Here is a 17,754-nt window from a genome sequence, read left to right as displayed (position 1 = left end):
AACCTGAGTCGCTTCGACTCAACTCTCAGGCTGCAGAAAACGTCACGCTACCTCCCGTTCTCCGGCTCCCCCTACGGTGAGTCCATGACCGCCGGAACCGCCCCCCGCCCCCGCACCGGCCGCTGGCCCGTCCTCGCCTGGGGGCTGTGGGACTGGGGCAGCGCCGCCTTCAACGCCGTCGTCACGACCTTCGTCTTCACCGTCTACCTCACCACCGACGGCCTCTTCGGCACGCCGAGCGGTGTCTCGGCCGCGCTCGGCTGGACCCTCGCGGGCGCCGGTGTCGTCGTCGCGGTGATCGCCCCGGTCACCGGTCGCCGCGCCGACCTCGGCGGGAGCCGGCGCCGCTGGCTCGGCCTGCACTCCGCGGTCGTCGTCGCGTGCATCCTGCTGATGTTCCTCGTCCGCCCCGACCCGGCCTACCTCTGGCTCGGGCTCGGCCTGCTCGCCGTCGGCACGGTCTTCTTCGAGTTCGCGAGCGTCAACTACAACGCGATGCTCAGCCAGGTCTCCACCCGGGCGAGCGTCGGTCGCGTGTCCGGCTTCGGCTGGGGCATGGGCTACGTCGGCGGCATCGCGCTCCTGCTGATCCTCTACTTCGGCTTCATCTCCCCCGAGGTCGGGCTCTTCGGCGTCACCGGCGAGGACGGCCTCGACGTCCGCGTCTCGATCCTCCTCGCCGGTGTCTGGTTCGCCGTCTTCGCACTGCCGGTGCTGTTCGCGGTGCCGGAGCTCCCGGGACGGGTCGGCGGCGGGGAGCGGGTGAGCGTCCTCGAGTCCTACCGCGCGCTCCTCCGCCAGATCGGGGCGCTCCGCCGCGAGAGCCCGACGACACTCGCCTTCCTGCTCGCGAGCGCCGTCTTCCGCGACGGCCTGACCGGCGTCTTCACCTTCGGCGGCGTCCTCGCGCAGGGCACCTTCGGCTTCAGCGCGGGCCAGGTCATCCTCTTCGCGATCGCCGCGAACATCGTCGCCGGGGTCGCGACGATCGCCGTCGGCGCCGTCGACGACCGCCTCGGGCCCAAGTCCGTCATCGTCGCCTCGCTGATCGGGCTGATCGTCTGCGGCGGCGCCGTCTTCCTCCTGCACGACGCCGGCGCGACCGCGTTCTGGGTCTTCGGCCTGCTGCTGTGCCTGTTCGTCGGCCCCGCGCAGTCGGCGAGCCGCAGCTACCTCTCCCGGCTGATCCCGGAGGGGCGCGAGGGCGAGATCTTCGGTCTCTACGCCACGACCGGTCGTGCGGCGTCGTTCCTCGCGCCGGCCGCCTTCGCCGCGGCCGTCTCGATCGCCGCGGGCGTCTCGGGCGACGCCGACGTGCAGTACTGGGGCATCCTCGGGCTGGTCGTCGTGCTGGCCGCGGGGCTCGCGCTGCTGCTGCCGGTCAAGACGCCGGCCGCCGCCGCCCGGACGAGCGATTGATCAGCAGCTCCTATCAGGTCGCGAGCCAGAACAGGATCAGCAGCAGCGTCACCAGGAACCCGGTGAGGAAGTTCAGAGCAAGGAAGCGCTTCCAGCCCGCGTTCGCCCGCTCGGCCTGCTCGTCGGTCAGCGAGCGGTACGGCCAGACGCTCAGCGCGTAGGGGATCGCCAGCAGCGCGGCGAGGGTTCCCGGCCAGGGCAGCAGCAGCAGGAGCAGCCCGCTGGCGACGTAGGCGCCGATCGCGAAGCGCACCGTCGCCTTCGCGCCGATCACCGTGGCGATCGAGCCGATGCCGCCGGCCCGGTCGGCGAGGATGTCCTGCACCGCACCGAAGGCGTGGCTGGCGATCCCCCAGAGGAAGAACGCGACCAGCAGGGCCCACAGACCCGGCGTCGCCGTCGTGCCCGCGAGCGCGAGGCCGTAGACCGCGGGGCTGACGAAGTGCGTCGCCGAGGTGAGCGAGTCGACGAACGGCCGCTCCTTGAAGCGCAGCCCGGGCGCGCTGTAGGCGATGACGGCGAAGACGCTGATCGCCAGCACCAGCCAGGAGAGCGGCGAGCCGAGCAGCACGAGCGCGATCAGGAACGGGACGTTCGTCGCCACGGCCGCGACGAGCGTCGCGCGGTGCTCGCTGCGATCGAGGACCGCGCCCTCGACGCCGCCCTTCCGGGGGTTCCGCAGATCGGACTCGTAGTCGAAGACGTCGTTGATCCCGTACATCGCCAGGTTGTAGGGGATCAGGAAGTAGAGGGTGCCGAGCACGAAGGCGAGGTCGATCTCGCGGGTGGTCAGCAGGTAGGCCGCGGCGAACGGGTACGCGGTGTTGACCCAGCTCAGCGGGCGGCTCGAGACGAACAGCGCGCGCAGCCGCTTCACGGGGCGCTCCGGCGCCGGGCGGGCAGGAGGGTCCAGAGCGCCGGCAGGGCGAGCGCGGCGGCGATCGCGTAGGCGAAGTCCTCGATCGGCGCGACGCCGATCCGGATGCCGGAGATCAGGTCGTCGTCGTAGGCGACGAGGAGCCCGACGCCGATCATGATGTTGTCGAAGACGGCGGTCATCACGAGCAGCACGGCGAGGGTGCCGAGCAGCGCGGGCAGCCGGAGCCGGCCGCGGCGGAGCGCGACCACGAGCAGCACCGCGACCGCCGCGAGGAACACCGCGTTCAGGAGCAGGTAGGTCACGCGCGCGCCTCCGCCCGCTTCGCGAGGAACCCGTGCACGTCCATCGACAGGTAGCAGAGCAGCGTGAGGAAGAGGACCTCCTCGATCGGCAGCTCCGGCGCGATCTGCAGCCCGGTCATGTACGGCGTCTCACCGCGGAAGAAGACGCCGAGGCCGATCCCGGCGAGGTCCCAGAGCAGGAAGAACGCGACGCCGACCGGGAGCACGATCGCGGCACGGCGGGCGTCCGCCCAGAAGAACAGGCCGAAGCGCCGGTCGAGCACGACCATCCCGGTGATCGAGACGACGAGCGCGAGCAGGTAGAGAACCCCCACGCGCTACTCCCCCGCGACCGCGACCGACTCGGGCACGGGCTCGGGCACGGGCTCGGCCACGGGCTCGGGCTCGGGAGCCACGCTCGGAGCGACCGGCGCCGAGGGCGCCTCGCGCACCGGCAGCGGCTCCGTCGACACGTCGCCGCGCACGCGCTTGAGCATCACCTCGGCGCTGATCACGCACATCGGCAGGCCGATGCCCGGGATGGTCGAGCTGCCCGCGAAGAGCAGCCCGTCGACGTGCGCGCTGGCGTTGCCGGAGCGGAAGAACGCGCTCTGCGAGAGGATGTGCGCCGGTCCGAGCATCGAGCCGCGCCAGGCGCCGAGGTCGCTCTCGAAGTCGGCCGGGCCGATGGTGCGGCGCACCACGATCCGCTCGGCGAGGTCCTCGGCACCGGTCCAGGTCGCGATCTGGCGGATCGCGGCGTCCGCGATCGCCTCGACCTGCGCGTCGCCGGCGCCGTCGACGCCACCGTGGCCGATCGAGGTGTCGGCCGGGATCGGCACGAGCACGAAGAGGTTCTCGTGACCCTCGGGAGCGACGCCGGGGTCGGTCGCGCTCGGGCGGCAGACGTAGATCGACGCGGGATCGGGGACGGAGGGGTTCTCGCCGAAGATCCGGCCGAAGTTCTCGCGCCAGTCGCTCGTGAACAGCAGCGTGTGGTGCTCGAGCTGCGGCAGCGCGCCGCGGACGCCGAGCAGCACCAGCACGGCGCTCGGGCCGGGCTCGCGGTTCTCCCAGTACTCGGGCGGGTAGCTGCGCAGCTCGTCGGGCAGCAGCGACTGCTCGGTGGTGAAGAGGTCCGAGGCGTTGACGACGAGCTCGGCCGGGAGCCGCCTCGTCCCCTCCGGCCCCTCGTACTCGACGCCGACGACCTCGGCACCGCGCCGGCTGCCGCGCGGGGCGCGGGTCGTGAGGATGCGGGTGGCGGGCGAGGAGGTGCGGACGGTGACGCCCGCCTCCTCCGCCACCTCGGCGACCGCCGCGATCAGGCGGGTGAAGCCGCCCATCGGGTAGAGCACGCCGTCGGCCAGGTCGAGGTGGCTCATCAGGTGGTACATGCTCGGCGCCGCGAACGGCGAGGAGCCGAGGAAGACAGCCGGGTAGCCGAGGATCTGCCGGAGCCGGTTGTCGGTGACCGCCGTCGCCGCGAAGGTGTCGAGCGGGGTGAGCAGGAGGCGGCCGAGCCGGCCGGTGCGGCTGAGCACGTCGCGGCGCAGCAGCGGGAGGAAGGACGCGAAGCTCGTATAGAGGAAGCGGCGCTTGGCGACCTCGTAGGTGTCGCGGGCCGACTCGAGGTAGACCCGCATCCGGGCCCCCGCGCCGGGCTCGATGCTCTCGAACAGGGCGAGGTTCGACTCGAGATCGGCGAGCACGTCGATCGGCTCCTCGATGCCCTGGCTGTAGACCCGGTAGCCCGGGTCGAGGCGCTGGAGGTCGAGGCGCTCGGCGGCGCTCGTGCCCATCAGGCGGAAGAAGTGGTCGAACACCTCGGGCATCAGGTACCAGGAGGGGCCGGTGTCGAAGCGGAAGCCGTCGCGCTCCCAGGAGCCGGCGCGGCCGCCGACGACCTCGCGCTGCTCGAGCAGCGTGACGTCCCAGCCGTCGCGGGCGAGCAGGCCGGCGGAGGCGAGGCCGCCGATGCCACCGCCGATCACGACGGCGCGGTGCGGGCCGCTCGCCGAGCGCGAGGCGCGGGCGGGGCCGGTGCCCAGGCGCGGGCCGATGGTCGAGACCGCTGCCCGGGCGGCGAGCGCCGCCTTCGTCGCGGTCGGCACGCTGACTCGAGCTCGGAGGAGCTCCTCCGCCGGGGTGACGCGGATCCGGTCGGCGAGGGCGGCGAAGAGGGAGTGCGCGAGCAGCACGGCGCGGCGGCTCGAGCGCGGCAGCTCCGGCACGATCGCGCCGGCGGCGGCGAGGTCGTCGTCGAGGTCGGCGAGCAGGGCCGCCTTGTCGGTCTCCGAGAACGCCCGCGGGTCGACGCCCGGGAAGTAGCTGCGGCCGAGGCCGTCGACGTCGGCGGCCAGGTCGCGGAGGAAGTTGACCTTCTGGAACGCGGAGCCCAGGCGACGGGCGCCGGCGACGAGGCGCTCGCGCGCGGCGGGCGAGACGAGGCCCGCGTCGGGTGCGGCGAGGAAGACGTGCAGGCACATCAGCCCGACGACCTCGGCCGAGCCGTAGACGTAGCTCTCGAACGACTCGGGGGTGTGCACCGTCTCGCGGAGGTCCGCGCGCATCGAGGCGAAGAACGGTGCGGTGAGCTCGGTGCCGAAGCCGGTCGCCCGCGCGGTCCGGGCGAAGGCGTGGATCACGAGGTTCGCGCTGTAGCCGCTGACGAGCGCGCGCTCGGTCTCGGCCTCGAAGGCGTCGAGCGACTCCTCGACGGCGGCGCGATCGAGGTGCGCCTCCTCGGCGACCCCGTCCACGATCTCGTCGGCCACGCGCACCAGCGCGTAGACGTCCTCGACGCGCTCGCGCACGCCGGCGCCGAGCAGCCGGGTCGCCAGGCCGAAGGAGGTGGAGTAGCGCCGGATCACCTGCGCGGACGCCTCGTGGGCGACGCGGTCGTACAGTTCGCTCTGCCGGCTCATCGTGCCACCGTACGGCGCAGGCGGGTGTCGACCGGCATCGGGGCCGAGATCCGCGCGTGGCGAGCGGTCATCGGGTGCGCCCGAGGACGCTGGAGACGAGGGGCCGCATCTCGGTGCGGAACGCCTCCGTGACCGCGGGGGTGTGCAGCGCGTCCCAGGCCCGGTTCGCGAAGTCGCTCGCGAGCGCCTCCGCGTAGCCGCGCGAGCCGCACTCCTCGAGGATGCAGCGCACCCGCTCCGCCGTGTCCGGGTCGAGGTGCTCGTCGCCGATCAGCCCCTCGATCTCCGGCCAGCGGTCGGTGCCGGCCGCGTGCGCGATCAGCACCGTGCGCTTGCCCTCGCGGAGATCGCCGAGCGTGGTCTTGCCGGTCTGCCCCTCGGAGCCGAAGACGCCGAGCAGGTCGTCGACGATCTGGTAGGCGATGCCGATGCCGCGGCCGAACTCGCCGAGCGCCTCGACCGCCGCGTCGTCGGCGCCGGCCAGGATCGCGCCGGCCTGCAGCGGCGCCTCGAACGAGTAGACCGCCGTCTTCATCCGCTCCATCTCGAGCACCTCGTCGACGGAGGGCATGCCGGGCATCAGCGAGAAGTCGACGTCGGCCAGCTCGCCCGCGGCGGAGGCGAAGACGGCCTCGTCGAGCAGGGTGAGCAGGCGGGCGCGGACGCTGTCGGAGGCGCCGACGCCCTCGACCAGGCGGTGCGCGCCGGTGAGCGCGAGGTCGCCCGCGATGACGGCGACGGAGGTGCCGCGGTGCTCGGCGATCGGGATCGAGAGGCCGGCGGTCGTCGCCTCGTCGCGGTAGCTGCCGGAGACGTTGGGGCCGCCGCGGCGGACGAAGTCGCGGTCGATCACGTCGTCGTGCACGATCAGCGCGGTGTGCAGCAGTTCGAAGGCCGCGCCCAGGTGGGCGGACGCCTCCGGGTCCTGGCCGCCGTGCGCCTCGTAGGCCGAGATCACCATCAGCGGGCGGAAGCGCTTGCCGCCGCGGGTGTTCGCCTCGATGGTCTGCCAGAGGGTCAGGTAGCGGGGTCCGAGCCGGGTCGCGCGCGAGCGCGCCAGCGAGAAGAACCGGTCGAGGACAGCATCGACGTGCTCCTGCCGCCTTCGGGAGAGAACCACGGGGTCGCGCGTATCCACGGGGTCGAGGCTAACAAACTCGCTTCTCTAGCAATAAGCCGGCTGAGTTCCGTCGTCGTGCTTGACTTACGGTCATGACTTCGGAAGGAATCGCCGTGCGCACCGACGAGCTCGAGCAGCTGGATCTCCTCGAGGAGGTGGTCCTCCTCGACGAGTCCGGGGCCGCCGTCGGCGTGGCGGACAAGGCGACCGTGCACGACACGCAGACCCGCCTGCACCTCGCGTTCTCCTGCCACGTCTTCGCCCCCGACGGCGCGCTGCTGGTCACCCGGCGCGCGCTCGGCAAGCGCACCTGGCCCGGCGTGTGGACCAACTCGTTCTGCGGGCACCCCGCTCCCGGCGAGCGGATCGAGGACGCGGTGGTGCGCCGTGCCGAGCGCGAGCTCGGTGCCCGCCTCGAGACGCTCGAGGTCGCGCTGCCGGACTTCCGCTACCGCGCGGTCGACGCCTCCGGGATCGTCGAGAACGAGATCTGCCCCGTCTACACCGCGACCGTGTCGAGCCGCGATGCGCTGAACCCGCGCGCCGACGAGGTCATGGACGTCGAGTGGGTCGACCCCGAGGCGACGCTCGCCGCCGTCCGAGCGACCCCCTGGGCCTTCTCCCCCTGGCTCGTGCTGCAGCTCCCCCGCCTGCTCGGCTGACCGCTCCGCTCCCGCGAGATGCCACTTGTGCACGCCTTTCACGGCGTGTCGCGTGCACAAGTGGCATCTCGCGGAGGGGGAGAGGGGGGCGGGGGTCAGCGGCGGGTCAGCTCTACGACCGGGATGGTGCGGGTGGTCTTGGCCTCGTAGCCCTTGAAGCCTTCGGAGGCGTCGGTGAAGCGCTTCCAGCCGGCGTCGCGCTCGGCGCCCTCGAGGACGCGGGCGCGGACGGGGACGGTGCCGTCGTCGGGGGTCTCGATCACGGTGTCGGGGTTCGCCTCGAGGTTGTGGAACCAGGCGGGGTGCTTCGGGGCGCCGGCGGCGGAGGCGGCGATCAGCCAGACGTCGTCGGAGGGGTGCAGGCCCATCAGCGGGGCGATGCGCTCCTCGCCGGAGCGCGCGCCGGTGTGGTGCACGAGGACGAGGCTGCGGCCGAAGCCCGCGGTCGTCACCGTCCCGCCGTTCGCGCGGAACTCCGCGATGATCTGCTCGTTGAAGTCGGCCATGCTCGTGCTCCTCGACGTCGGTGTCAGGCGCGGGCGCCGAGGGCGTCCGTCCGCGAGCCGGGGCCGGACGCGGGAGGCGGCTCCGAGCCGCCGACCGCCGCCGCGGGATCCGCGAGCGCGCGACGCCAGGGTAGCTCCGCGGCCCCCACCAGCTCCAGCCTCGAGCGCAGGGCCGCGCGCTCGATCCGGACGCCGCGGGCGAGGTCGCTGAGGGCGCGCGCCGAGACGCGGGCCGCCAGGCGCTCGCGGTCGACGGTGAGCAGCGAGCCGAGGAAGCCGCCCAGGACGACCGCGGTCGGGTTGAAGAGGTTGATGTAGGTCGAGAGGCCCTCGGCGAGCAGGTCGACCTGGCGGGCCACCTCCCCGAGGACGGCGGGGTCGCGGGAGGTGCCGAGCGCGATGTCGAGCTCGTCCTGATCGAGGACGCGGGCGCCGAGCACGTCGAGGAGCGAGCGCATCCGGACCTCCGCCTCGAGGCAGCCGTGCCGCCCGCAGCCGCAGAGGCGGCCGTTCGCGGCGACGAGGGTGTGGCCGAGCTCCGCCGCGAACCCGGAGGAGCCCTGCAGGGGGACGCCGCCGATGATCACGCCGCCGCCGATGCCGCTGGCGCCGCCGGTCACGTAGACGACGTCGGCGACGCCCCGCGCGGCTCCGAACAGCGACTCGCCGATCGCGCCGAGCGTGGCGTCGTTGCCGACCGAGACGGGGAGGTCGAGCGCGCGGCTGAGCTGCGACGCGAGGTCGACGTCGCGCCAGCCCAGGTGCGGCGCGCGGTGCACGAAGCCCGAGTCGGCCTGCACGAGGCCCGGCACGGCGACGCCGGCGCCGAGGAGGACGCGATGGGTCTCCCGCTCGGCGCGGAAGCCGGCCACGATGCCGCTGACCACGCGGACGACGGTCGCCGGGCTCGCCGGCTTCGGGGTGTCGAAGCGGACGCGGCGGAGGAGGTCGCCGTGCAGGCCGACCAGGCCGACGATGATCGCGTCGGTGTCGAGGTGGACGCCGACCATCGCGAAGGTGCGGCCGGGGACGACCGTCGCGCTCGGGCGGCCGATGCGGCCGTCGGAGGCGGTGGTCTCCTCCTCCACCCAGCCGACCTCGCTCAGCTCGCCGACGAGGTTGGCGACCGCCGAGCGGTTCAGGCCGGTCAGGCGGCCCAGCTCGGCGCGGCTGATCGGTCCGGAGCGGTGCACCAGGGTCGCGATGGCGGCGAGGTTGTGCCGACGGAGCAGAGCGTTGCTCGATGCTCCGACTGCTCCTGCCATGCTGCTCAGCCTCTCGTCGGCGCGATGGGGCACCGGTCCGGGGATGCGCTCGGGCGCGGGCCCTCCGTGGAGAGAGCACGCGCCCGGGCACGGTGCAGGGAGGAGAGAAGGCTAGCGCCCGCCCGCCCTCCTCTTGTTGAAGATGTCGAACGCGACGGCCAGCAGGAGCACGAAGCCCTTGATCGCCATCTGCCACGCGGCGTCGACGGAGAGGATCGACAGGCCCATGTTGAGCACGCCCATCACGAGACCGCCGATGACCGCGCCGACCACCGTGCCGACGCCGCCCTGGACGGCCGCGCCGCCGATGAAGACCGCGGCGATCGCGTCGAGCTCGTAGTTCTGACCGGCGGAGGCGACGGCGCCGCCCGCGCGGGCCGTGCTGACGATGCCGGCGACACCGGCCAGCGCGCCCATGTTGACGAAGATGAAGAAGTTGACCCACTTCGTCTTCACGCCCGACATCATCGCGGCGAACAGGTTGCCGCCCATCGCGTAGATGTGGCGGCCGAAGACCGTCCGCCCGAGCACGAAGCTGTAGGCGAGGATCAGCACGGCGAGCACGATCAGGATGATCGGCGTGCCGCTGTAGCCCGCGAGCAGCCAGGCGAGGGCCATGATCGCGACGACCGCGACGACCGCCTTCACGTAGAAGGAGGCGATCGGCTCGCGCGGGAGCTCGAGACGGCGCAGCGTGGCGCGGGTGCGCACCTGCTGCACGACGAGGGCGACGCAGACGAGCAGCCCCAGCACGAGGGTGAGCGCGTCGCGGCCGGCGATGCCGCCGAGCACGCCCGGCAGCCAGCCCGCGCCGATCGCGGTGAACTCGGTCGGCAGGCCGTTGATCGTGCCGCCGGTGAGCAGGACCAGGGTGAAGCCGCGGAAGATCAGCATGCCCGCGAGGGTCACGATGAACGCCGGTATCCCGACGAAGGCGACCCAGAAGCCCTGCCAGGCGCCGACGGCGGCACCGGTGACCAGGGCGACGATCACGGCGGCCCACCAGGGCAGGCCCCAGTTGTTCATCGCGATCGCGGAGATGGCACCGACCATGGCGACGACCGAGCCGACCGAGAGGTCGATGTGGCCGGCGATGATCACCATCACCATGCCGATCGCGAGGATCAGCACGTAGGCGTTCTGCTGGATCAGGTTGTTGACGTTGCCCGGCAGCAGCAGGCGGCCGTTCGTCAGGACCTGGAAGAGCAGGATGATGATCGCGAGCGCGGCGAGGATGCCGTACTGGCGGAGGTTGATGTTCAGTCGGCGCGCCCGCTTGGGCGGCGTCGACGGCGTGCTCGCCGGCGTGCCGCTCGGGGCTGTCGTGGTCGTGGCGCTCATCGGGCCTGTTCCTTTCCGGCGGTCATGTAGTGCATGAGGTGCTCCTGGGTGGCGTCGGCACGGTCGATCTCGCCCGTGATGCGCCCCTCGGAGATGGTGTAGATCCGATCGGCCAGCCCGATCAGCTCGGGCAGCTCGGACGAGATGACGACGACCGCCTTGCCCTGGGCCGCGAGCTCGTTGATGATGCCGTAGATCTCGTACTTGGCTCCCACGTCGATGCCGCGGGTGGGCTCGTCGAGGATCAGCACGTCCGGGCCCGAGAAGATCCACTTCGAGAGGACGACCTTCTGCTGGTTGCCGCCCGAGAGCTTGCCGGTGACGGCGGAGACGCTCGGGGCCTTGATGTTCATCTTCGAGCGGTACGAGTCGGCGACCTTGTACTCGCGGTGCTTGTCGATCACGCCGAGGCGGGCGAGCCGCGAGAGCGCCGCGGCCGACACGTTGACGGTGATGTCGCCGATGAGGTTGAGGCCGTAGCGCTTGCGGTCCTCGGTCGCGTAGGCGAGGCCGTTGCGGATCGCCTCCTCGACGGTGCGCGTCTGGATCTCCTTGCCGTCCTTGAAGACGCGGCCCGAGATGCCGGTGCCGTAGCTGCGGCCGAAGATGCTCATCGCGAGCTCGGTGCGCCCGGCGCCCATCAGCCCCGCGAAGCCGACGATCTCGCCGGCCCGCACGGTGAAGGAGGCGTCCTCGACGACCACGCGATTGATGTCGACCGGGTGGTGGACCGTCCAGTTCTCGACGCGGAGCTTCTCCTCGCCGATCTGCGGATCGCGCGGCGGGAACATGCTGTTGAGGTCGCGGCCGACCATCGCGCGGATGATCCGGCTCTCGGAGGCGTCCTCGCCGGCCATCGCGAAGCTCTCGATGGTGCGGCCGTCGCGGATGATCGTCACCGTGTCCGCGATGGCGCGGATCTCCTTCAGCTTGTGGCTGATGATGATGCAGGTGATGCCCTGGCGGCGCAGCTGGTCGATCAGGCCGAGCAGGTGGTCGCTGTCCTCGTCGTTGAGCGCGGCGGTGGGCTCGTCGAGGATGAGGAGCTTCACCTCCTTCGCGAGCGCCTTGGCGATCTCGACGAGCTGCTGCTTGCCGACGCCCAGCTCGAGGATCTTCGTCGCCGGGCTCTCGGCGAGGCCCACGCGGGCGAGCAGCTTGGCCGCCTCCGCGTTGGTGGCGTTCCAGTTGATGACGCCGCGGGTGGACTTCTCGTTGCCGAGGAAGATGTTCTCGGCGATCGACAGGTAGGGGCTCAGAGCGAGCTCCTGGTGGATGATGACGACGCCGTCGGCCTCGCTGTCGTTGATCGAGCGGTACTGCGCCTGGCGGCCCTCGAACTCGATCGAGCCCTCGAAGCTGCCGACGGGGTAGACGCCCGAGAGGACCTTCATGAGCGTCGACTTGCCGGCGCCGTTCTCGCCGCAGATGGCGTGGACCTCGCCCGGCTGGACCGAGAGCGAGACGCCGTCGAGGGCGCGGACGCCGCCGCCGAACTCCTTGACGATGTCGCGCATGATGAGGATGGGACTGGCCAACAGGGCCTCACTTCGTTGTGCAGAGGATGGGCTTCGAGGGGAAGAAGGGGGAGAGGGGCGGGGTGGGGGAGGATCACTCCTCCCCTGCCCCGCCCGACCGATCAGAGTCCGACGTCGCCGGCCGTGAGGAAGCCGGAGTCGACGAGGACCGACTGCACGTCGTCCTTGACGACGACCTGCGGCTCGAGGAGGTAGGACGGGACGACCTTCTCGCCGTTGTCGTACGTCTCGGTGTCGTTGACCTCGGGCTCCTCGCCCGCGACGATCGACTGCACCATCTGGAAGACGCGGTCGCCGAGGGTGCGGGTGTCCTTCCAGACCGTCATCGACTGCTCGTCGGCGAGGATCGCCTTGACGTTGGCCTTGTCGGCGTCCTGCCCGGTGATGATCGGGTAGTCGGCGCCGGGCGCGTAGCCGGCGGACTTCAGCGAGGCCTCGATGCCGATCGCCAGGCTGTCGTTGGGGGAGAGCACCACGTCGACCTTCTGGTCACCGGTGTAGAAGGAGGAGAGGCGGTTGTCCATCTCGGACTGCGCCTTGTCCGAGGCCCAGCCCTGGATGCCGATGGAGGCCCAGTCGTCGTCCGAGGCGGGCGACTTGCCGGACGGCACGACGAGCTTGCCGCTCTCGATGTAGGGCTGCAGGACGTCCCAGGCGCCGGAGAAGAAGAACTTGGCGTTGTTGTCGTCGGGGCTGCCGGCGAAGGGCTCGAGGGTGAAGGGACCCGCGGCGTTGGCGAGGTCGAGGGTCGACTCGATGTACTGGCCCTGGAGCTGGCCGACCTTGTAGTTGTCGAACGTCGCGTAGTAGTCGACGTCGGCGGTGCCGTTGATCAGGCGGTCGTAGGCGATGACGGTCGCGTTCTGCTTCTTCGCCTCGGCGAGGACGGGGGCGAGCGCCTCGCCGTCGATGGCCGCGACGACGAGGATCTTCGAGCCGCCGGCGATCTGGTTCTGGATCTGCGAGATCTGCTGGTCGGTCTTGTTGTCGGCGTACTGCAGGTCGACGGTGCAGCCGTCGCCCTCGAGCTGGGACTGGAGGCCCTCGCCGTCGTTGATCCAGCGCTCGAGGCTGCGGGTGGGCATCGAGATGCCGACGGTGCAGTCGCCTTCGGCGCCCGCGCCGGCAGCGGCGCCGCCCGAGTTGGCGGGGCTGGCGGAGCAGGCGGCGAGGCCGAGGGAGATGATGCCGGCGGCGGCCAGCGTGGTGATGCTGCGGGAGAACTTCATGGAGTGCATTCCTCTCTGAAAGCAGTGTCCGAGGATGAGGACGGCGCGAGAGCGTGCAGGTGGGAGCACGTCGTCGTGTCGTCGCCCGGGAGGGGCGGGGAGCCCCGAGGGGCTTTGTCCACGGAGACAACATATTGCGCGTGCACCGGTCTGTAAAGCGCGACGGGAGATCGATCCGCGGCGTTGCCGAACCGTGACCTTCCACCGGTGTCTCCGCGCCAGCGCTGGGTGAGACCGCTCTCAGGAGGCGACATGAAAGCGGGGACCCCGGGCACGAGCCGAGCTCGTTCCGGGGTCCCCGTGTTCTTCAGCGCCGTCGTCAGAGCCAGCGGCGCAGGCCCGGCCGCTCCAGGACGCCGGCCAGGGTGCGGTTCCGGGTCCGCATGATGCGGACGAGGAGACCGGTCGCGGAGATCTGCGAGCAGGTCGCCGCGAAGGCGAGGACGAGGCCCGAGAGCAGCGCCATCACCGGGTACTCGTCGATGAGCTGATCGGCCGACCAGTACATCAGCAGCGTCGCGAGCGAGGCGAGCGCGGCCGGCGCGGTGAGGATCCCCGCGATCAGCGCGACGCCCAGCCCGATCTCGACGAGCGGGGTGACGAAGCCGAAGAGACCGGCCTGATCGTGCAGGATCGTCGACGCGAAGAGCTGGAAGTAGTCGGGCACTCGCCCGTTCTCCGCGGCGCCGTCGGCGACGAGGAGGATGTCGGAGGCTCCGAATCCGGATCGCAGCTTGATCGCGCCCTCGTTGATCCAGAGCAGGCCCAGGGCGACGCGGACGGCGGTGCCCAGGGCCGCGGCCGCCCAGCGCCACCCGGGCCGCGTCACGAGAGCTTCGCCGCGCCGAAGACGGCCTTCGCCTTGTCGCAGTGCACGACCACGTAGGTGTAGTCGGCGGCGTCGCCCACGTCGAAGCTCTGGGTCTTCGTGTCGTAGGAGACCGGGCCCAGCTCGACTCCGGCGCTCACGGCCTTCTCGTCGGTCCCGTTCGTCAGGTAGAGGTGCAGGTCCGGGCCCTCGTCGGAGGAGAAGCCGCTGAGGTCGACCGTCTTTCCCGACACGGTCGCGGTGCCGGTGACCTTCTTGCCGTTGAGGCCCTCGAACGCGCCTTCGCGGCTCTCGCCGGCCGGCGCGACCGTCGACGGCGCCGTGGTCTTCGCGGCGGCGGAGCTGGAGCTCGTGGACGACTGCGAGGCGGTTCCGGTGGCCGGCGCGCAGCCGGTCAGGACGCCGGCCACGAGGACGACTCCGGCGATCGCCTTGGGGAGCAGGTGACGGGACATGGGGTGTTCCTCTCGTTCTGGCTCTCCGGGTCGGGGTGACCGGGAGAGCGGAAGGGCGACCGGAGGGGAGCCGGTCGCGACCTCGGGCGGGCCGCAGCGGAGTGTGGGAACGGCGCGGCCCGCCCGAGGAGTGCGGGAAGGGTCAGTTGACCTTCGAGATGGCGCAGGACTTGAAGTGACCTTCGAGATGGCGCAGGACTTGAAGCCCGAGTTCGCGTTGACTTGCACGTTGTAGGAGTGCCCGGCCTCGAACGTGTAGCCCGATCCGACCGGGCAGGCGTACTGCTCACCCGGTGAGGCGACGTCGCTCTGCGCGGAGTAGCCGTTGATCAGCACCTGCGAGGTGGTGAAGGACTTCTTCCCGCCGCTGAAGATCGAGTCGAGGCTGCTGCTGTTGATCACGTACGGGGTCGCGGGGTTCTTGGCGGACGCCGAGGTGCCGAACGACTCGTTGGCGCCCGGGCTCAGTGCAGAGCCCCACTTGTTGCCGAAGATCCAGTACTGACCGTCGACCACGAGCGTGGCCGAGGCGTAGGCGCCCGAGTCGGGGCTGTCCGGGCCGGTGTTGCTCACCTGGAGGAGGAAGTACGGAGCCGGTGCCGGCGCGGCCGCCCCGAAGAGCGCGACGCTGAAGGCGCCGGGGACGGCCGAGGTGTCTCCCCAGGCCGCGGGCGCGTAGTCGTTGTTGAGCGACCACTGCATCACGCCGGTCACGTGACCGTAGAGCTCGGGCTTCGCCTTCATCGCCTTCCACTGCGCGGCGAGGTCGGCGAGCACCGCGGCCTGGTCGTAGGCGGCGGCGCCGGATCCGCCGAAGACGTTGTTCGCGGTGCCGCTGGCGCCGGCGTTGCTGACCTGGCCGATCACGATCCTCGTGCCCTCGCCGATGCACAGCGAGGTGGCGGCGGAGCAGTCGGACCGCACCGCGCTGTTCAGCGCGCGGGCGATCGTGCTGAAGAAGCCGGGGTCCTTCTCGGCGGCGCCGCCGACCGTCCAGCCGCCGGTGTTGTAGGTCTGGGCGAGCAGGTAGTCGACCGTGCCGCTCTTCAGGAGCGGACCGAACTGGTCGTTCGCGCCGTCGTGGACACCGGAGGTGAGGGTCAGGTTGGTGGGCGCGGCCGGGTCCACCTCGGTCCCGCTGCTCAGGTAGACCTGCGGTGCGACGGCGAGGGAGAGGCCCGCGCCCTTCACGGTCGCGCCGAGGGCGCTGATCGTCGGAGCGTCGATGCCGTTCTCGAGGTCGAGGTCGACGCCCGTGATGCTCCCGCCGCTGAGCTTCGCGTTGTAGTCCTCGATCTGCGCGAGCAGCCGGGAGCCGACGGCGCTCGCCGTGCCGGCGTTCACGGTGTCCCGGGTGACGGTCTGCCCGCCGAGGCTGAGCAGGTTCACCGTGCCCTTCGCCTCCTGGTCGATGACCTTCTGCATCGCCGCGAGGGTCGCGGGATCGGCCGTGCTGCTCGCCGGGTCGGCGAAGGCGAACACGATCACGTTCGAGGCGGCGATGCCGGCCGGATCGATCTGCGCCAGCGAGCCGGTCGCTCCGAGCTGGAGGTAGGAGACGCGGAGGTCGGGGACGGGGCTCGCGGTGTCGGCGACGGCGGCCGGTGCGGCACCGCCCACGGCGACGGCGCTCGGAACGGCGACAGCGGCGGCGAGGGCGGCGGCGGCCAGGAGGCGGCGGAGTCGTGGTCTCATTCTCGGGTGTCCCTTTCGTGGGTGGGGAGGGCGAGCGATGGTCGCGGCGGACGACGATCTGAACCGGCCTCGTGGGCGGCAGAGCGGTTTTCGCGGGGTCGACATCGATGGTGAGCCGACCGCGCGGCGTCCCGAAATCTCTGGCACGGATCATTGGAGGTGGCGGGAACGGCTGATGAGGCTCAGTGATCCATGTCCGGAACCTGAAAGTGCTCTTCGTTCATGAGGACGTATATAAAGGTCGATGCTTGCGTATAGAAAGACATCCATCCGCGGAAAGACGGGGAATCGAAGATGGCGGAGATCAGCTGATCCGGCGGGGAATCACTCAATTGGCGCCGGACTTGAATTCGGCGCCCTCTCTCCTGTTACACTCACCGCTCGGTCACCCCGCAGCAGTCCCCGTTCACCGTGCGGATGAGCAGGTTGTGGCTTTGAGAATTCACATGTCCTGCCGTCGCGGACGTGTGGCGAGTGGATCCCGTTCCGGGCGCTCGTAGCCGATCCTCGAGATGGAACTGCAGTGATGAAAGAGACCCTCCCGTCCACGGACTCCCCCCTCAGGCCGAGCTCGCCCTGCCGCATCGATCGCCAGCGCTTCAGCGGTCCGGGCGCCGAGAAGGCGATCAGCGAGTGGATGGGAGTCGGTGAATTCCATCCGCGCAGTCGAGAGGCGTTCGAGGCGGAGTCGGAGCGAGTGGTCATCGATCAGGTGAGTGCTCAGCGGATGACCGCGCGCGCCAATTACTTCACCTCACCGGATTCGAGTTCCCTCGGATTCCCGAGAAGCAATCGCATCGAGATCGTGGCGCTGATCGAGGGCGAGTGCTTCATCTCCGTCGGCACTCAGCGCTATCGCCTCACGCGGGGCTCCATCGCCATCGCGGGCGGCGGTGAGCCGGTGTCCTCGGAGACCTACGACGTGACCGAGTGCATCTTCATCAGCATTCCGGTCGATCAGCTGAGCGAGCGCTTGCGGGCCTCCGTCCCGCTCTACGGGCTGGAGGTGATCTCGCCGCCGCGACTGATGCGCCTGTTCCAGACCCTCTCGCACGAGCTCGCCTCGCAGGACTCGATCTCGCCGGACGCGTTCCGCGCGCAGCTCGCGCAGCTGACCGGGTTGATCGAGGCGTCGCTCGCGAACCGGTCGCACCTCGCCGTCGGCGACCTCGATCGGATCAAGCTCTCCCGGGAGCACGTCGAGGGCTACGTGCGCGACCACCTCGCCCAGCGCGATCTCACCGTCGGCACCCTGGCCGAGGTCTTCCACACCAGTCCCCGCACGATCCACCGGCTCTTCGCGAGCGACGGACCGACCCTCTCCGAGTACATCCGGACCAGTCGCCTGACGGCACTCGCCGCGGAGATCAGCGCGGCCGACAACCCGGACGGCTTCGAGGTGCTCGCCGCACGGTGCGGACTGCACGAGTACGTGACCGCCGCCCGGCTGTTCCGCAAGGAGTACGGCCTGACCATGCGCCAGTTCTGGAAGGCGTACCGCCTGCGCTGAGGCTCGCGGCGCACCTCGGGCTCGTAGAATCACCCTCGGCTCGCCGGAACGCCGCGATCGTGCGTGCCGGAGCCGATCTCGCGAGCCGAGGGTGGGG

Annotated in this window: 15 protein-coding genes; 3 read left to right on the top strand and 12 right to left on the bottom strand. The window is 71.0% G+C overall.

The window, feature by feature from the left end:
- The first annotated feature begins 84 nt into the window (after positions 1-84).
- Complete coding sequence (locus MT350_RS00820; protein ID WP_243615238.1) at positions 85-1,419, top strand: MFS transporter; 1,335 nt, start codon at positions 85-87, stop codon at positions 1,417-1,419.
- A 13-nt stretch (positions 1,420-1,432) separates the two neighbouring features.
- On the opposite strand, the gene MT350_RS00815 is transcribed toward MT350_RS00820, so the two are convergent.
- The 5 genes from MT350_RS00815 to MT350_RS00790 all read right to left on the bottom strand — a co-directional run bounded on the left by MT350_RS00815 (position 1,433) and on the right by MT350_RS00790 (position 6,627).
- On the bottom strand, positions 1,433-2,296 hold the full coding sequence (locus tag MT350_RS00815; RefSeq protein ID WP_243600432.1) for a prenyltransferase: 864 nt from the start codon (positions 2,294-2,296) through the stop codon (positions 1,433-1,435).
- On the bottom strand, positions 2,293-2,601 hold the full coding sequence (locus MT350_RS00810; protein WP_127888373.1) for a lycopene cyclase domain-containing protein: 309 nt from the start codon (positions 2,599-2,601) through the stop codon (positions 2,293-2,295). The genes MT350_RS00815 and MT350_RS00810 overlap by 4 nt, the downstream gene beginning before the upstream one ends.
- Positions 2,598-2,915, bottom strand: a complete 318-nt coding sequence (locus tag MT350_RS00805) for a lycopene cyclase domain-containing protein (RefSeq protein ID WP_243600431.1) — start codon at positions 2,913-2,915, stop codon at positions 2,598-2,600. The genes MT350_RS00810 and MT350_RS00805 overlap by 4 nt, the downstream gene beginning before the upstream one ends.
- A 3-nt stretch (positions 2,916-2,918) precedes the next feature.
- Positions 2,919-5,507: a phytoene desaturase family protein gene (gene crtI / locus MT350_RS00800; RefSeq protein WP_308197454.1), complete on the bottom strand. Its 2,589-nt coding sequence runs from the start codon at positions 5,505-5,507 to the stop codon at positions 2,919-2,921.
- 67 nt (positions 5,508-5,574) lie between these two features.
- Positions 5,575-6,627, bottom strand: a complete 1,053-nt coding sequence (locus tag MT350_RS00790) for a polyprenyl synthetase family protein (RefSeq protein WP_243615237.1) — start codon at positions 6,625-6,627, stop codon at positions 5,575-5,577.
- A gap of 92 nt (positions 6,628-6,719) precedes the next feature.
- Here MT350_RS00790 and idi point away from each other — a divergent pair, with 92 nt between their 5' ends.
- On the top strand, positions 6,720-7,289 hold the full coding sequence (gene idi, locus MT350_RS00785) for an isopentenyl-diphosphate Delta-isomerase (RefSeq protein ID WP_243600430.1): 570 nt from the start codon (positions 6,720-6,722) through the stop codon (positions 7,287-7,289).
- A 95-nt stretch (positions 7,290-7,384) separates the two neighbouring features.
- Here the strand turns inward: idi and MT350_RS00780 are convergent, their stop codons facing one another.
- The 7 genes from MT350_RS00780 to MT350_RS00750 all read right to left on the bottom strand — a co-directional run bounded on the left by MT350_RS00780 (position 7,385) and on the right by MT350_RS00750 (position 16,147).
- Positions 7,385-7,795: a nitroreductase/quinone reductase family protein gene (locus MT350_RS00780; RefSeq protein WP_243599398.1), complete on the bottom strand. Its 411-nt coding sequence runs from the start codon at positions 7,793-7,795 to the stop codon at positions 7,385-7,387.
- Positions 7,796-7,818: 23 nt separating this feature from the next.
- Complete coding sequence (locus MT350_RS00775; RefSeq protein WP_243615236.1) at positions 7,819-9,060, bottom strand: ROK family transcriptional regulator; 1,242 nt, start codon at positions 9,058-9,060, stop codon at positions 7,819-7,821.
- 111 nt (positions 9,061-9,171) lie between these two features.
- Positions 9,172-10,401, bottom strand: coding sequence for a multiple monosaccharide ABC transporter permease (gene mmsB, locus MT350_RS00770; RefSeq protein WP_123447231.1), 1,230 nt, complete (start codon positions 10,399-10,401; stop codon positions 9,172-9,174).
- Entirely contained in the window at positions 10,398-11,918 is a 1,521-nt protein-coding gene (gene mmsA / locus MT350_RS00765; RefSeq protein WP_123447230.1) for a multiple monosaccharide ABC transporter ATP-binding protein, read from the bottom strand. The genes mmsB and mmsA overlap by 4 nt, the downstream gene beginning before the upstream one ends.
- A gap of 122 nt (positions 11,919-12,040) precedes the next feature.
- Complete coding sequence (gene chvE, locus MT350_RS00760) at positions 12,041-13,168, bottom strand: multiple monosaccharide ABC transporter substrate-binding protein (RefSeq protein WP_372487834.1); 1,128 nt, start codon at positions 13,166-13,168, stop codon at positions 12,041-12,043.
- A 319-nt stretch (positions 13,169-13,487) separates the two neighbouring features.
- On the bottom strand, positions 13,488-13,997 hold the full coding sequence (locus MT350_RS00755; RefSeq protein ID WP_243599396.1) for a DoxX family membrane protein: 510 nt from the start codon (positions 13,995-13,997) through the stop codon (positions 13,488-13,490).
- Positions 13,994-16,147, bottom strand: a complete 2,154-nt coding sequence (locus MT350_RS00750) for a DM13 domain-containing protein (RefSeq protein WP_243615235.1) — start codon at positions 16,145-16,147, stop codon at positions 13,994-13,996. Before MT350_RS00750 ends, MT350_RS00755 begins: the two co-directional genes overlap by 4 nt.
- Positions 16,148-16,673: 526 nt before the next feature.
- Between MT350_RS00750 and MT350_RS00745 the strand changes: the two genes are divergently transcribed.
- The gene (locus MT350_RS00745; RefSeq protein ID WP_308197337.1) at positions 16,674-17,657 is read left to right on the top strand and encodes a hypothetical protein; all 984 of its coding nucleotides are present in this window, start codon (positions 16,674-16,676) and stop codon (positions 17,655-17,657) included.
- Positions 17,658-17,754 lie beyond the last annotated feature (97 nt).

The sequence above is a fragment of the Rathayibacter sp. VKM Ac-2928 genome, from assembly GCF_022815545.1.
In the GTDB taxonomy this organism is placed as follows: Bacteria; Actinomycetota; Actinomycetes; order Actinomycetales; family Microbacteriaceae; genus Rathayibacter; species Rathayibacter festucae.
Note: the sequence above shows the minus strand (reverse complement) of the source record. Positions and strands in the feature narration are given on the sequence as shown.

Excerpts from the sequence above, each read along its gene's own strand:
- chvE (WP_372487834.1), bottom strand. The coding sequence starts at position 13,168 with ATGAAGTTCTCCCGCAGCATCACCACGCTGGCCGCCGCCGGCATCATC.
- crtI (WP_308197454.1), bottom strand. The coding sequence starts at position 5,507 with ATGAGCCGGCAGAGCGAACTGTACGACCGCGTCGCCCACGAGGCGTCC.
- MT350_RS00745 (WP_308197337.1), top strand. The coding sequence starts at position 16,674 with ATGAAAGAGACCCTCCCGTCCACGGACTCCCCCCTCAGGCCGAGCTCG.
- MT350_RS00780 (WP_243599398.1), bottom strand. The coding sequence starts at position 7,795 with ATGGCCGACTTCAACGAGCAGATCATCGCGGAGTTCCGCGCGAACGGC.
- MT350_RS00820 (WP_243615238.1), top strand. The coding sequence starts at position 85 with ATGACCGCCGGAACCGCCCCCCGCCCCCGCACCGGCCGCTGGCCCGTC.
- MT350_RS00750 (WP_243615235.1), bottom strand. The coding sequence starts at position 16,147 with ATGAGACCACGACTCCGCCGCCTCCTGGCCGCCGCCGCCCTCGCCGCC.
- mmsA (WP_123447230.1), bottom strand. The coding sequence starts at position 11,918 with ATGCGCGACATCGTCAAGGAGTTCGGCGGCGGCGTCCGCGCCCTCGAC.
- MT350_RS00775 (WP_243615236.1), bottom strand. The coding sequence starts at position 9,060 with ATGGCAGGAGCAGTCGGAGCATCGAGCAACGCTCTGCTCCGTCGGCAC.
- idi (WP_243600430.1), top strand. The coding sequence starts at position 6,720 with ATGACTTCGGAAGGAATCGCCGTGCGCACCGACGAGCTCGAGCAGCTG.
- mmsB (WP_123447231.1), bottom strand. The coding sequence starts at position 10,401 with ATGAGCGCCACGACCACGACAGCCCCGAGCGGCACGCCGGCGAGCACG.